Origin of the sequence: Paenisporosarcina quisquiliarum (assembly GCF_027563315.1) — a bacterium.
Classification (GTDB): Bacteria; Bacillota; Bacilli; order Bacillales_A; family Planococcaceae; genus Paenisporosarcina; species Paenisporosarcina quisquiliarum.
Window position 1 is genome coordinate 196,954 of the sequence record NZ_JAMKBJ010000001.1, and the last position, 14,626, is coordinate 211,579.

16 protein-coding genes are annotated in these 14,626 nt (G+C 39.4%); 15 read left to right on the forward strand and 1 reads right to left on the reverse strand.

All coding sequences use genetic code 11. The features are described 5' to 3' along the window. Positions 1 to 22 precede the first annotated feature (22 nt). Positions 23 to 994, reverse strand: a complete 972-nt coding sequence (locus M9R32_RS00985) for an asparaginase (RefSeq protein WP_269924874.1) — start codon at positions 992 to 994, stop codon at positions 23 to 25. Between the two features lie 77 nt (positions 995 to 1,071). Here M9R32_RS00985 and prsW point away from each other — a divergent pair, with 77 nt between their 5' ends. The 15 genes from prsW to mtrB all read left to right on the forward strand — a co-directional run bounded on the left by prsW (position 1,072) and on the right by mtrB (position 14,578). Further along, entirely contained in the window at positions 1,072 to 1,758 is a 687-nt protein-coding gene (gene prsW, locus M9R32_RS00990) for a glutamic-type intramembrane protease PrsW (protein WP_269924875.1), read from the forward strand. A gap of 76 nt (positions 1,759 to 1,834) precedes the next feature. Next, entirely contained in the window at positions 1,835 to 2,632 is a 798-nt protein-coding gene (sleB, locus tag M9R32_RS00995; protein WP_269924876.1) for a spore cortex-lytic enzyme, read from the forward strand. 11 nt (positions 2,633 to 2,643) lie between these two features. Continuing rightward, positions 2,644 to 3,933: a PepSY1/2 domain-containing protein gene (locus M9R32_RS01000; protein ID WP_269924877.1), complete on the forward strand. Its 1,290-nt coding sequence runs from the start codon at positions 2,644 to 2,646 to the stop codon at positions 3,931 to 3,933. A gap of 146 nt (positions 3,934 to 4,079) precedes the next feature. Beyond that, positions 4,080 to 4,754 (forward strand): (d)CMP kinase, encoded by a 675-nt coding sequence (gene cmk / locus M9R32_RS01005; protein WP_269924878.1) that lies wholly within the window; start codon positions 4,080 to 4,082, stop codon positions 4,752 to 4,754. Beyond that, the gene (locus M9R32_RS01010) at positions 4,755 to 5,339 is read left to right on the forward strand and encodes a lysophospholipid acyltransferase family protein (RefSeq protein WP_269924879.1); all 585 of its coding nucleotides are present in this window, start codon (positions 4,755 to 4,757) and stop codon (positions 5,337 to 5,339) included. Positions 5,340 to 5,434: 95 nt separating this feature from the next. Further along, positions 5,435 to 6,574, forward strand: coding sequence for a 30S ribosomal protein S1 (rpsA, locus tag M9R32_RS01015; RefSeq protein ID WP_269924880.1), 1,140 nt, complete (start codon positions 5,435 to 5,437; stop codon positions 6,572 to 6,574). A gap of 12 nt (positions 6,575 to 6,586) precedes the next feature. After that, positions 6,587 to 7,639 (forward strand): type 2 isopentenyl-diphosphate Delta-isomerase, encoded by a 1,053-nt coding sequence (gene fni, locus M9R32_RS01020; RefSeq protein ID WP_269924881.1) that lies wholly within the window; start codon positions 6,587 to 6,589, stop codon positions 7,637 to 7,639. 216 nt (positions 7,640 to 7,855) lie between these two features. Beyond that, complete coding sequence (der, locus tag M9R32_RS01025; RefSeq protein ID WP_269924882.1) at positions 7,856 to 9,166, forward strand: ribosome biogenesis GTPase Der; 1,311 nt, start codon at positions 7,856 to 7,858, stop codon at positions 9,164 to 9,166. Positions 9,167 to 9,192: 26 nt separating this feature from the next. Then, entirely contained in the window at positions 9,193 to 10,215 is a 1,023-nt protein-coding gene (locus tag M9R32_RS01030) for an NAD(P)H-dependent glycerol-3-phosphate dehydrogenase (protein ID WP_269924883.1), read from the forward strand. A gap of 91 nt (positions 10,216 to 10,306) precedes the next feature. Next, the gene (locus M9R32_RS01035; RefSeq protein ID WP_269924884.1) at positions 10,307 to 10,507 is read left to right on the forward strand and encodes a DUF2768 domain-containing protein; all 201 of its coding nucleotides are present in this window, start codon (positions 10,307 to 10,309) and stop codon (positions 10,505 to 10,507) included. Positions 10,508 to 10,514: 7 nt separating this feature from the next. Beyond that, positions 10,515 to 11,225, forward strand: a complete 711-nt coding sequence (locus tag M9R32_RS01040; protein ID WP_269924885.1) for a hypothetical protein — start codon at positions 10,515 to 10,517, stop codon at positions 11,223 to 11,225. Positions 11,226 to 11,302: 77 nt separating this feature from the next. After that, the gene (spoIVA, locus tag M9R32_RS01045; RefSeq protein WP_269924886.1) at positions 11,303 to 12,781 is read left to right on the forward strand and encodes a stage IV sporulation protein A; all 1,479 of its coding nucleotides are present in this window, start codon (positions 11,303 to 11,305) and stop codon (positions 12,779 to 12,781) included. 175 nt (positions 12,782 to 12,956) lie between these two features. Beyond that, complete coding sequence (locus tag M9R32_RS01050; RefSeq protein ID WP_016427421.1) at positions 12,957 to 13,229, forward strand: HU family DNA-binding protein; 273 nt, start codon at positions 12,957 to 12,959, stop codon at positions 13,227 to 13,229. Positions 13,230 to 13,716: 487 nt separating this feature from the next. Next, positions 13,717 to 14,286, forward strand: coding sequence for a GTP cyclohydrolase I FolE (gene folE, locus M9R32_RS01055; RefSeq protein WP_269924887.1), 570 nt, complete (start codon positions 13,717 to 13,719; stop codon positions 14,284 to 14,286). A gap of 70 nt (positions 14,287 to 14,356) precedes the next feature. Continuing rightward, positions 14,357 to 14,578 carry a trp RNA-binding attenuation protein MtrB gene (gene mtrB / locus M9R32_RS01060; RefSeq protein ID WP_269924888.1) on the forward strand — a complete coding sequence of 74 codons (222 nt, stop codon included), beginning with the start codon at positions 14,357 to 14,359 and terminating at the stop codon, positions 14,576 to 14,578. The last annotated feature ends 48 nt before the right edge of the window (positions 14,579 to 14,626 follow it).

The following is a 14,626-nucleotide window of genomic DNA, read 5'->3' on the forward strand; positions in this document are numbered from 1 at the left end:
TTTTTCTAATCAAATGAATATATTAATACTCGAAAATTTCATTAAGGCATAGTGACCATCTAGGATCGGAAAGGGCAATCAATAATTTGATGCGTGCTTTCTGACCACTTAGGCCATGAGCAAACAACACGCCCATATCTTCTAACATTTTTCCTCCACCCTCATATCCATAAACCGGTTGGGCAATTCCGTTGTAGCATCTTGAAACCAAAACAACTGGAATGTCCTGATTTAAGAGTTGTTGAATGGCAGGTACGATGGCTGGGGGTACGTTGCCTTGACCTAACCCTTCTAATACAACACCGTGATAGCCCGCTTGTGCAACATGCATTAGCAAGTCTGCATCCATACCAGCATAGATTTTAAGTAATGCTACTTTAGGAGAAACGTCGGTCACTTCAAATGATTCACGGGTATTCGGTGAATGGTGGAAATGAATAGCCGTTTTAGAGATGAGTCCGATCGGTCCATACTGAGGACTTTGGAAAGTAGAGACATTACTTGTTGATGTTTTCGTTACATTCTGTGCAGTATGAATTTCATCATTCATCACAACCAGTACGCCTTTGCCTATAGCGTTATCGGATATTGCAACCCTAACTGCTGACAACAGATTATAGACACCGTCTGCACCGATTTCATTGGAAGAACGCATGGCACCTGTCAGAATGATCGGCACTTTGCTTTTAACTGTCAGATCTAAAAAGTATGCGGTTTCTTCCAATGTATCTGTACCATGTGTAATGACGAACCCCTCCACATGACCTTCCGAAGAGTGCTGGTCAATAATTTGTTTCAGTTTCAGCATTTCCTTCGGTGTCATATGAGGAGACGGATAATTGAAAGCTTCAATTTCACGAATATCGGCGTATTCCATTAATTTACCGATTTCCGCCGTTAATGGGTTTGAATCGCCAGGGACTACCGCGCCTGATTTATCGTGAACGTGCATGGAAATCGTTCCACCTGTATGAATTACCACTATTTTTTTCATTCCTTATTACCTCCATTCATCCAACAGATGACATAAAAATGATATAATTAAACCAATAAAAGGGAGGCGGGCGCAACTTGATACTATTATTATCTGTCGCAATCGCTCCGGGACTTGCGTTGTTCAGTTATTTTTATTTGCGTAATCAAATTTCAGCAGAGCCTTCTCGAACATTGTTTCACACATTTATCTATGGTGCTATTTTAACGTTTCCCATTCTATTCATACAACATGTGTTTGAGGTTGAACAGATATTTCAGTCGATGTTTTTACGAAATGTTCTATTTACCAGCTTATTAGAAGAGTTTTTCAAGTGGCTCATTCTGGTGATGGCGATTTATCAACATGTTGAATTTGATGACCCATATGATGGGATTTTATATGGTGCTAGTGTATCACTAGGCTTTGCAACGGTAGAAAATATACTGTATATATTTACTTTTGGAATGGATACCGCTTTTTTAAGAGCGCTATTGCCAGTATCGAGTCATGCTATTTTTGGCGTGGTCATGGGATATTACCTCGGACGTGCTAAATTTGCTTTAAGCGAATCTTCAAAGCCGCTGTTATTTATCGCGTTACTAGCACCATTGAGCTTACATATGATGTATAACGGAATATTATCGGTTAAATGGATTTCACTATACTTCATGATTCCGTTTATGTTGTTTTTATGGTGGTTATGTTTAGCAAAAGTTAAAAAAGCGCATTTAATGACAATCCAACATTTTAATAAACGAAATGATATAAGTGAAATTTTGTGAAACCAATTTTAATAAATTGGTTTTTTTTTGTATAAAAAACGCATGATTCCTCATTCTAAGAAAAAGGAGAATGTGTATGCGAAAAAACAAATGGTTAATTTGGATTGTCACTTTATGTTTGCTGACATTATCGGTCAGCGCACCCCAAAAATCAGAAGCCTTTTCGGATCAAGTGATAGAGTTGGGTGCTTACGGGGATGATGTATTAGAATTGCAAGCGCGATTGCAATATATCGGTTTCTACAAAAATAAGATAGACGGTAAATTCGGATATGGAACTTACTGGGCACTACGTAATTTCCAGGAACAATTTGGCTTGCCGATTGATGGTGTAGCAGGAGCAAAAACCAAAGAGAGACTAGCTAAAGAGACTACCTACCACGAAAAATTTGTAAAGGATCAAATTAATAAAGGGAATCAATTCACACATTACGGAAAAATTCCTTTAGAACAACAAGTCAAAAAAGGAACGGCACAAGGAGCGAAACAACCTGAACAGGTTCAGTTACCTGCGAAATATTCTGAGCAAGATCTCCAACTGATGGCAAATGCGGTTTATGGTGAGGCTCGCGGTGAACCATATGAAGGACAAGTAGCTGTTGCTGCAGTCATTTTAAATCGTGTAGAAGATTCCAAATTTCCGAATACAGTGAGCGGAGTAATCTTCCAGCCTTTGGCGTTTACCGCAGTTGCGGATGGACAAATATGGTTAACTCCGAATGCACGTGCAAAAGAAGCGGTTCTCGATGCATTAAACGGTTGGGATCCTACTGAAAATGCACTTTATTATTTCAATCCGGATACGGCGACAAGTGACTGGATCTGGACGCGTCCGCAAATCAAAAAAATTGGAAAACATATATTCTGTGATTGAGGAGGAATGACATGAAGATTTTAACAAGTATTTTAGCTCTTGCTGTGCTTGTAATGGGCGTTTTTCTATATAACTCCAAACAAAACGAAATGGACATGCAAAATAACCTTCGTGCACAGTATACAAGTCGTATGACGGACGCATCAGAGAAAATGAGTGAATTACAAAAATCTGTTCAAAGTGCGACTGTCTTCAATGACAAAGCCGCTCAAGCAGAACCTCTTGAAGATATCTGGAGACTATCTTCCGAAATTAAAAGTGATATTGCTTCTCTACCACTCGATCGGGAATTTTCAAAGGAATGGATGAATTATCTTGGAAGGCTCGGTGATTATGCAAGACTAAAAAGCCAGGATAAAGTACCTGAAGAGCAATGGTTAAAAGTGACGAACAATGTCGCAAAAAATTTGGATGAATTCTCTTATGAATGGCAAAATGCTTCAACTGAATTGCTGGCAAATCAGCAATCTTTCAAAAAATGGCAAAAAGATATTAAAAAAGATGAACCTTCAAAAAAATGGACAGCATTATCCTCTACTGTAAAAGGATACTCAGAAAGTGACTTTCCACTAACAGCCAGCGAATCTGATGACTTAAAGAAAAAAGAATTAAAGTCTATTGAAGATAAACCGGTAACGAAGAATCAAGTCGAAAATACATTGAAAGAAATGTTTCCGAAGTTAAAAAATGCAAAATTAGTTGCCTCCTCAAGTAAAGAAGGAGCGGCATATCCTTTCTATCACATTCAATTTAATGAGGGGATTCGAACAGGTTATGTTGATTACACCCAAAAAGGTGGACACTTACTATCTGTGCTAATTGAAAGGCCAATCGGTAAAGATCGCATCCCGCAAGAACAAATCAAGGAAAAAGCTGAAAGAGCGGTCAAAGCGTTTGGATTTGATGATGTTGAAATGGTGGAAACTCGTGAAAATCATCTCGTCTGGCATGTTGTATTCGCAAGGCTGAATCCCACAAATAAAGCGCGTATTTATGCGGATGCTATCCAATTGAAATTGGCAAAAGATGATGGTGAGATTTTAGGTGTAAATACGATGGAATATATTCAAAAGGAAACATTGCCTGATCAAAAACAAACTCCCGTAAATTGGGATGATTATTTCACAGAACAGGTGACGATTCAAAAAGAAAGATTGGCCTATACAGAAAATGAATTACTACAACAAAGACTTTGTTATGAATTAATTGTTTTAAAGGATACGGATACAAGAAGTCACACATTCCGCATATTGGTTGATACGGAGACACACGAAGTGTTGAAATCCGAGTTGTTAAATTAATCATTAATCTGATTTTCTTTGTAATAGATTATTTAGAATTTACATGATGAATATTTTTAAGAAACAAGCATGAAAGCTCACTCTGGTGGGCTTTTTTTTTAATCCCTGTGGTACAATATGTGTGAGAAAGTTTAGGAGTGGATTTCATGAAAAACAATATTCAAATTGCAATTGACGGACCGGCTGCTGCTGGCAAAAGTACAATTGCAAAACTGGCAGCTGAAGAACTTGGCTATACATACATCGATACAGGAGCTATGTATCGTGCTATTACGTATAAAGCAATTGAACGTGACATAGATTTAGAAAATGAAGAAGCTTTAACACAATTGCTTCTTGAAACAAAAATTGATTTAAGACCTTCTGTTAATGGACAACTTGTCTTTCTTGATGGTGAAGACGTATCGGACGCAATTCGATCCAATATTGTGACTTCCTCTGTTTCTGCTGTTGCTGCACATGCTACTTTACGAGAAGAAATGGTGAAACGTCAGCTTAAAATGGCTGAAAGTGGAGGCGTCGTGATGGATGGACGCGACATTGGGACACATGTGCTTGTTGATGCGGAATTGAAAATCTTCATGTCTGCATCTGTCGATGAACGTGCAAAACGACGACAGTTGGATAATGAACGTCGTGGCATTGATTCACATGTAGAACAATTGAAAAAAGAAATTGCAGAACGCGATAAAATGGATAGTGAAAGACAAGCGTCCCCACTTGTCCAGGCTAAAGATGCCATCTATTTGGATACAACTGAACTTTCAATAATGGAAGCGGCTCAGCATATCATTCAGTTGGCGAAAGAGAGGATGAGCTAAATGAATTTATACCAATTCGCAAAATCCCTTGTGTGGACTGCTCTAAATCCAGTTTATCGTTTTGACATAAAGGGTTTGGAACATTTCCCGAAAACAGGTGGGATCTTAATATGTGCCAATCACATAGATGCTCTAGATCCACCAGTTGTCGGTATTACAGCTCCTAGACCAGTACATTTCATGGCGAAGGAAGAGTTGTTTAATGCGCCAGTACTGAAACCGTTGTTGCCTAAATTGAACGCTTTTCCCGTTAAAAGAGGGTTGAGTGATCGTGAAGCATTAAGACGTGCATTAGCCATTTTAAAAGGTGGCGATGTGATGGGCATTTTTCCTGAAGGAACCAGAAGTAAGAATGGTGAACTCGGAAAAGGCTTTTCCGGAGCCGGTTTTTTTGCATTGAAAGGTGAAGCGGATGTAGTTCCTTGTGCCATTGTAGGTCCATACAAGCCATTTAAACGGTTAAAAGTAGTTTATGGAGAACCGATTATCATGCAGCCATACCGTGATCGGAAAGCATCTGCAGATGAAGTTACATCGGTCATTATGGAACGCATACAACAGTTGCTAGATAATAATAAAGCGTAATATTTGTAATTTTTGTTAAGAAAAAGTGCAAATTTTTGTTTTTATTAAAGAATTCGCATAAAATAAAGATGGAACGTTGTGAAGGAGGATGCTATATGTCTGAGGAAATGAACTTGCAGGAAAACCAGGATTTCCGTGAAGGAAGTTTTGTAAAAGGTACGGTTGCCCAAGTTGAAGAAAAGGCAGTAACTGTCACAATTGAGGGTGCCCCGTTTGATGGAATTATCCCGATTAGTGAACTGTCAAGCTTGCACATTGAAAAAGCTTCTGACGTCGTTTCTATCGGAGATGTATTGCAACTAGTTATTACCAAAGTGGAAGATGATAATTTTGTGTTATCTAAACGTAAAGTTGATGCTGCTGAAGCTTGGGATTCTTTGGAACAAAAGTTTCTCAGCGGCGAGATTATTGAAGCAGAAGTAAAAGACGTAGTCAAAGGTGGACTAGTTGTCGATCTTGGGTTACGCGGATTTGTTCCTGCTTCACTTGTGGAAGATCATTTTGTTGAATCGTTTGACGATTACAAAGGCAAAGTGCTGACATTCAAGATTGTTGAAATGGAAAAAGAAAAAAACCGTTTAATATTATCCCATCGTGCAGTTGTGGAAGAACAAAAACAATCAAACAAGAAGGATGTACTTGACCATATTCATCCAGGTGATGAGCTGACTGGTACTGTTCAACGAATTGCTGCTTTTGGTGCATTTGTTGACCTTGGCGGAGTTGATGGACTTGTTCACATTTCACAATTATCCCACGATCACGTAGAGCAAGTTTCAGACGTTATTCAAGAAGGTCAGGAAGTAAAAGTGAAAGTACTTTCTGTTGATCGTGATAGCGAACGAATTTCTTTGTCAATTAAAGATACTCTTCCTGGACCATGGGAAGGAATTGAAGATAAAGCGCCAAGAGGCTCTGTTCATACAGGAACTGTTAAACGTCTCGTCTCTTATGGTGCTTTTGTAGAAGTGTTCCAAGGAATTGAAGGTTTGGTTCATATTTCGCAAATTTCGCATTCTCATATTGGCACTCCACACGAAGTGTTAAAAGAGGGACAAGAAGTACAAGTGAAAGTTTTGGACGTGAACAAACAGGACAAACGATTGTCGCTAAGCATCAAAGATTTGGTGGAGAAGGAAGATGGGTATTCAGGTACTGACTATGAAATGCCTGAAGAAGCAAAAGGCTTCTCTATTAGTGACGTAATTGGTGATAAATTAAAAAACTTTAAATAACGGAGTATTCTTATGACTAGAGCCGAACGAAAATTGGACCATATAAAACATGCGTTGTCTACAGGACAATCAAGACAGACATGGTTAGACGATATTCGTTTTGTTCATCAAGCGCTTCCCAATAGTAATTGGGAAAGTGTGTCATTGCAGACTCATCTAGGCGAACTCGTTTTTGGTTCGCCTTTTTTCATTAATGCAATGACCGGTGGTGGAGGAGCTAAAACGGCTGAGCTTAATAGCCAATTGGCCCGTATCTCCCGAGAAATGAATATTCCCATGGCTGTTGGATCTCAAATGGCTGCGCTAAAGAATCCTGAAGAAATCTCTACTTACTCGACCGTGAGAAAAGAGAATCCGAAGGGTGTAATATTTGCGAACTTAGGTAGTGAAGCCACCGTCGATCAAGCGAAACGAGCAGTCGATATGCTTGAAGCAGATGCCATTCAAATTCATTTGAACGTCATCCAGGAATTGACGATGCCTGAAGGGGATCGTGAGTTTTCAGGAGCATTATCCAGAATTGAAACCCTTGTAAACGAATTGAACGTTCCGGTAATCGTAAAAGAAACTGGTTTCGGTATTTCAAGGGAAACTGCCATTAAACTTCAGGAAATTAATGTAGCTGCCATTGATGTAGGCGGATTTGGCGGAACAAATTTTGCGGCAATTGAAAATGAGCGTCGACAAAGGAAATTATCCTATTTTAATGAATGGGGTATTCCTACAGCAGCTGCTCTGATTGAAACCACATCTGTAATGTCCACAACACCTGTCATCGCTTCAGGTGGTATTCAACACGCACTGGACATTGTGAAGTGCTTGGCTCTTGGTGCATCGGCAGTCGGTCTTGCCGGAGTGTTATTAAAGAAGCTGGTTGAAGATGGTGAAGAGGCGACAATTCAGGAAATCATGCGAATAAATGAAGATTTAACAATGTTGATGGTATCTCTTGGTGCCAACTCTATTGAAGAGTTACAACGCTCACCGTTGATTATTTCAGGGGAGTTATTTCATTATCTGTCGCTTCGAGGCATCGACCTGCATACATATGCCAACCGTAGTTAATAAAGAGATACAGACATTTATGAATGTCTGTATCTCTTTAATTTTGTTAAAGATAAATAATGCAAGAGTCTCTCATAAGGAGCGTTACGATACAAAATTGTTGGAAATTGTACGTATATAAGTAATAGAAAAACAGGAGCTTTCACCATTGGGGTGCAAGCTGAGTGCTTCTAATGTATAATACTTTAGAGAAGAAGTTGGAAGGATGAATAATATATGTCTAAACCGGTAGTAGCTATCGTAGGCCGGCCGAATGTCGGAAAGTCTACAATCTTTAACAGGATTGTAGGGGAACGTATATCAATCGTAGAGGATATCCCAGGAATCACACGCGACCGCTTATACAGCTCGGCAGATTGGCTGACTCATGAATTTAATATAATTGATACAGGTGGTATCGAAATTGGGGACGAGCCATTTTTGGAACAGATCCGTCAACAAGCAGAAATCGCGATTCAGGAAGCAGATGTTATCATCTTCCTTACGAATGGTCGTGAAGGTGTTACTGCTGCTGATGAACAAGTGGCGAAAATATTGTATAAAACAAAAAAACCAGTCGTACTGGCAATCAATAAAATAGATAATCCAGACATGCGTTCCATGATTTATGATTTCTATTCACTTGGATTCGGTGAACCATTCCCAATCTCGGGTTCTCATGGTCTTGGATTAGGGGATTTGCTCGATGAAGTGGCAAAAAACTTCCCTGAACAGGATGAAGAAGAATATCCCGAGAATGTCATCAAATTCTCACTTATCGGTCGTCCGAATGTAGGGAAGTCCTCTTTGGTGAACAGTTTCCTTGGGGATGAACGAGTAATCGTAAGTGAAATTGCGGGAACTACACGTGACGCAATCGATACTCAATATGAATATGATGACCAACCTTATGTCATCATCGATACAGCTGGTATGCGTAAAAAAGGAAAAGTTTACGAAACGACTGAGAAATACAGTGTACTTCGTGCTCTTCGTGCAATTGAACGTTCTGACGTTGTTTTAGTTGTATTAAACGCTGAAGAAGGTATCCAGGAACAAGATAAAAAAATTGCCGGCTATGCACACGAAGCGGGTAAAGCAGTTATCATCGTCGTAAATAAATGGGATGCTGTTGAAAAAGATGAGAAAACGATGAACAAAACAACAAAAATGATTCGTGAACATTTCTTATTCCTCGATTATGCACCAATCATTTTCGTATCCGCAAAAACTAATCAGCGTGTTCATTCAATTTTACCAATTATCAACCGTGTTAGTGAAAACCATGCAATGCGTGTTACTTCTAGTGTCTTGAACGAAGTAATTGAAGATTCAGTTGCACGTAATCCCGCACCGACAGATAAAGGCCGTCGTCTGCGTATTTATTACGCTACACAAGTTGCGATCAAGCCACCGACATTTGTCGTGTTTGTTAACGAACCAGAAATCATGCATTTCTCATATGAACGATTCCTTGAAAATCGAATCCGTGAATCCTTTGATTTTGAAGGAACACCAATTCGCCTCATTACACGCGCTAGAACGTAATTTGTTTCAGTAGGAGAGTTGCTAACATGGAAAAAGTAGTCGTTTTAGGAGCCGGAAGCTGGGGGACAGCGTTAAGTATTGTTCTTGCAGAAAACGGTCATGATTGTTTGCTATGGTCGCATCGCGAAGACCAGGCGAATGAAATTAATGAGCAACATTCAAATGAAAAATATCTTCCTGGTACCGTCTTGCCAAATTCACTAAAAGCCACTTCATCCTTACAGGAAGCAGCCACTCACGGAAAAATCGTGGTCATGGCTGTTCCTACAAAAGGAATTCGTGAAGTATGCAGCAATATAAAAGAGTGGATTCAAGAACCCATTCTTTTTGTACATGTATCAAAAGGAATCGAGCCGGATTCTTTAAAACGTATTTCTGAAGTGATGCGTGAAGAATTGCCCGCTCACCTGATTGAAGAAATTGTGGTTTTATCTGGCCCTAGTCATGCGGAAGAGGTTGTTTTAAAACACCCGACTACCGTGACTGCAGCATGTGAAAATATTTTCTATGCTGAAAAGGTCCAAGATTTATTTATGCATGGATACTTCCGTGTATACACCAATTCTGATGTCATTGGAGTGGAAATGGGCGGTGCATTGAAAAATATTATTGCACTCGCAGCAGGGATTACTGATGGCTTAGGTTACGGAGATAATGCGAAGGCTGCGCTGATTACACGTGGACTTGCCGAAATAGCTCGTCTCGGGACCAAGATGGGTGCCAATCCTTTAACTTTCTCAGGCTTGACGGGAATTGGGGACTTGATTGTGACCTGTACAAGCGTCCATTCCCGAAATTGGAGAGCTGGAAGCATGTTAGGCAAAGGAATGAAACTGGACGAAGTATTGGAACAGATGGGGATGGTTGTGGAAGGTGTGCGTACCACGAAAGCAGCCTACCAACTATCTCAATTACATGAAGTACCAATGCCGATTACCAGTGCCCTTTATGCCGTATTATTTGAACAAGTGGATCCAAAATCAGCTGTAGATCAGTTGATGGACCGTGTCAAAAAACATGAGATGGAAGATTTGTTTGAGTATCTATAAATCGTCACAAAGCAAGGGGTAGCTTGTCTGTACCTCTTGTTTTTTCATGTTATACTTATTTGTTGAGAGACTGTGAAGGGTGGTTGAGTTGATGTCATCACTAGACAAAATGTGGGTTTCATTTGCTTCGATGGGCTTTATGATGCTTTCTATGGGATTGATTTATTTCAGTCGACACAAAATTAATAATCGCGTGATAAAATTTATATTTGCGCTTGTTGCATATGTACTTTTAATTATCGGCTTTTTAAGCATGATCTATATTGTATTTAGCGGTCCAACAGGAGGGTGAAATAACTATGAAGAAAATATCTCTTGTAAGTTTATTCATGTTCACTATACTTCTGTTATCTGGATGCATGTATCCTGAATCAGAACGCGTAGAGAATCAAAGACCTAATGAAGAACAATTAGCCTCAGTACAGGCTGCTGTAGAGCAATTTCAAGAAGCAACAGGTGGATTATTACCAATCAAGACAAGGGAACAAGATGTCGATCAATATATCAAATATCCGATTGATTTCAAGAAAATTGTTCCTGCTTATTTAAGTGAACTTCCGCCAAATGCATTTGAAAACGGTGGTTTATTTCAATATGTAATAATGGATGTAGAAGATAATCCTACGGTCAAATTGGTAGACTTGCGTGCTGCTGAAAAAATAAGAGAACTGAACATTAAACTCGGTGTGAATGGATATGGACCTATAGCAGAACAAATCTCAGAAAATGTTTATAAATTGGATTATAAAATTATGGGATACAAGGATGAACAAACCGTACCAAGTCCATATTCGAACGTCAATCTCCCGTTAATTGCAACAGGAGACGGGTCCATTTATATTGATTACTCAATAGAATTGAACCGTATTCTTATGGAAGACAAACCGGAAGTGAAACCTGGCGAAGATATACGATATCTTTTGGAAGATAAATTCCCTGTAGTACCAGCATATTCATTACCGTATACTGTAAATGAAAACAACGAACCAGAATTTTTAATAAAGAAATAAAGACAAACGTTTCGTGCATATGCATGAAACGTTTTTTTTGTGCATACGATAAAGTGCGTAGGAAAGGGGGCAACGATATGGCTGAAGAGCTTTATCAACAAATAGCCGAACGGACAAATGGAGATGTATACATTGGTGTTGTTGGACCGGTACGAGTTGGAAAATCAACTTTTGTAAAAAGGGTAATGGAAAGTTTAGTAATTCCGAATATGACGGATGAAGTGGACCGACTCCGCGCCCAAGATGAACTACCTCAAAGCTCTCCTGGTGCAGTAATCATGACAGCTGAACCGAAATTTGTGCCAGCTCATGGTACTAGCATTCAAGTGGGTGACGACGCATTCCGATTCCATATTCGCCTGGCGGATTGTGTAGGATATATTATTGAGGGTGCCAAAGGCCATGAAGATGAGAACGGTCCTAAGTACGTTCACACCCCATGGCATCACGAACCAATCCCGTTCCAGGAAGCAGCTAGAATTGGTACGGATAAAGTAATCCGCGACCATTCTACAATCGGGATTGTGATGACGACAGACGGATCGGTAAATGATATTCCGAGAACAGCTGTCGAAGGTGTGGAAGAAGAGATTATCGGGCAGTTAAAAGAAATTGGTAAACCATTTGTAGTAGTTTTGAATACTCGATTCCCGGCCCATGATCAAACGCTTGCTCTACGTCAGGAATTATGTGACAAGTACAATGTGCCTGTCATTGCGACGGCTGTAGATCAAATGACTGTTCATGAAATCCAATTTGTACTGAAAGAAGCGTTGTACGAGTTCCCGGTAACGACATTTGAACTTTTGAAACCGGAATGGATGGATGTATTAGAAAATGATCATCCATTAAAAGAATCGATTCAAAATTCATTGGACTCTTGGTCACAACAAGTGGCTAAAATCCGTGATGTGAAAGATTTGGCAACATTTTTAGCTGAAGAACCTTACGTTGCAAATGCTGAAGTCATTGAAGTGAATGCAGGTAAAGGAAAAGCATCCATTCAAATTGATCTGACAGATGAAGCTTTCCAATCAGTCTATCAGGACTTTTTGGAAGAGCCGATCGTCACGAAAAAAGACTGGCTTTTATATGTTAAAGAAGCATCTTATGCGAAAAAATCATATTTAAGATTCCATGAAGCCATTGAAATGGCAAAAGAAAGTGGTTATGGTGTCACTTTACCGACAATGGAAGATTTCACGCCTTCAGCACCTGAGTTAATTAAAGAAAATAATTTCTTTGGTGTACGAATGAAAGCAAAAGCACCTTCACTTCACATTATCCGAGTTGATATGGATGCCGAATTCTCACCATTGATTGGCTCTGAATTCCATAGTCAACAGCTACTGAAAGATTTAAAAGACGCTTACCTTCACAACCGTGAAGCCTTATGGCAAACGTCATTATTCGGTACCCCGCTACATGAAATGTTGAAGGAAAGTATGAAGTTCAAAACAGAAGCTGTTCCAACCCATGCGAAGAGACGTATGCGTGAAACGATTGAACGAATGGTTAACGAAGGCGATCGTGGAATGGTCACATTTATCTTATAAAACTGAACGGGACCTCGCATTTAACTGTGCGAAAAGTCCTGTTCTTTTTTTTTGTTGGGGGTTTTTCTGCATGAAGTTGGAAATTGTGGTGGAAATATTGTTGCGTAGGCTTTTTGGTTATGATACTCTTTTTACATGATTGAGGTTCCATCCCCTTTGAGAGGAGGTGAATGGTGTGAATAAAACAGAACTAGTGAACTCTGTAGCTGAAGCTGCAGATCTTTCGAAAAAAGATGCTTCTAAAGCAGTTGATGCGTTATTTGATACAATTCAAGATGCTCTTGCAAAGGGTGAAAAAATCCAGCTAATTGGTTTCGGTAACTTTGAGGTTCGTGAACGTGCTGCTCGTAAGGGTCGCAACCCACAAACTGGTAAAGAAATCGAAATCGCTGCAAGCAAAGTACCTGCTTTCAAACCAGGTAAAGCGCTTAAGGACGCGGTAAAATAATACCCGTCTGAACCTACATAAAGAACGGCTTTTGTGAATTCTCACAGAAGTCGTTCTTTTTTGTTCTCATTATTCACTGTTGAAGAATAATCAAAACTGTCTGGTTAAAATTCTTGACGATTCGGGCAATCTATTTACTTTTTTAAAAACGATATAGACGAACGAAGCGTTTTTGCGTAACATTTGATGGTGTGCTACGATTCAGTAGAATTAATTGAAAGAATTACATATACCTTTTTATCTTAATGCCATGCTAAGAGAGCTTTGTTATTTAATCTCATACGATAGCCTGGATTTGCGTCCGGGATGCCTCAAGAGCTTAATCTGTGGATATTAACACCATTCGCTCAGTACGCTAAGGTAAAACAACAACAAGTTAAACGAGCCTAAAGTAAAGATAAGAATTTGAGCTCGATTTGTGTCGGATACATAACTGAAGCTACAATCCGTAGTGATTAAGTTATGTTTATTATAGGAGGCGTCCATTATGTCAAATGTAAATTTACAAAAAATAGAAGAAGCTGTAAAAATGATTCTGGAAGCAGTAGGCGAAGACCCACAACGTGAAGGTTTGTTGGAAACGCCAAAACGTGTAGCGAAAATGTATGCTGAAATGTTCTCTGGTCTGCAGGAAGATCCAAAAGAATACTTTAAAACCGTTTTCCACGAAGATCATGAAGAACTGGTTCTTGTTAAAGACATTCCGTTTCATTCGATGTGCGAACATCACTTAGTTCCATTTTACGGAAAAGCACATATTGCCTATATTCCTAGAGACGGTGTAGTAACAGGTCTAAGCAAACTTGCGAGAGCGGTGGAAACAACGGCAAGACGCCCGCAATTGCAGGAACGTATCACATCTACAATTGCAGATTCAATTATGGAGATGCTGAATCCTTATGGAGTATACGTTGTGATTGAAGCAGAGCATATGTGCATGACGATGCGTGGAATTAAAAAACCTGGCGCTAAAACGGTTACTGCAGTAGCTCGTGGAATCTACGAGGAAGATCATGTTAAACGCAGTGAAATTTTATCTTTCATTCAAATGGATTGAGCAAGTAAACTTGGAATGTTAGGATATGCTATGATAAATAGACAATAAGGTTCATGGAGGAGGATGCTGAATGGCACAAACAGAATACATTGTAATCCGTGCAGAAGAAGATGGTGTTCACGTAATTGGTCTTACCAGAGGTACAGATACAAAATTTCATCATTCTGAAAAACTGGATCGTGGAGAAGTTATGATTGCGCAATTTACTGAACATACCTCAGCAATGAAAATCCGTGGGAAAGCAGAGATTCAAACAACTCATGGCACGATTCACAGTGAAACGAAAAAATAGGTTCAGTCTACGTGAATGACTGACGTTGCTGTGCTATAATGACAAAAT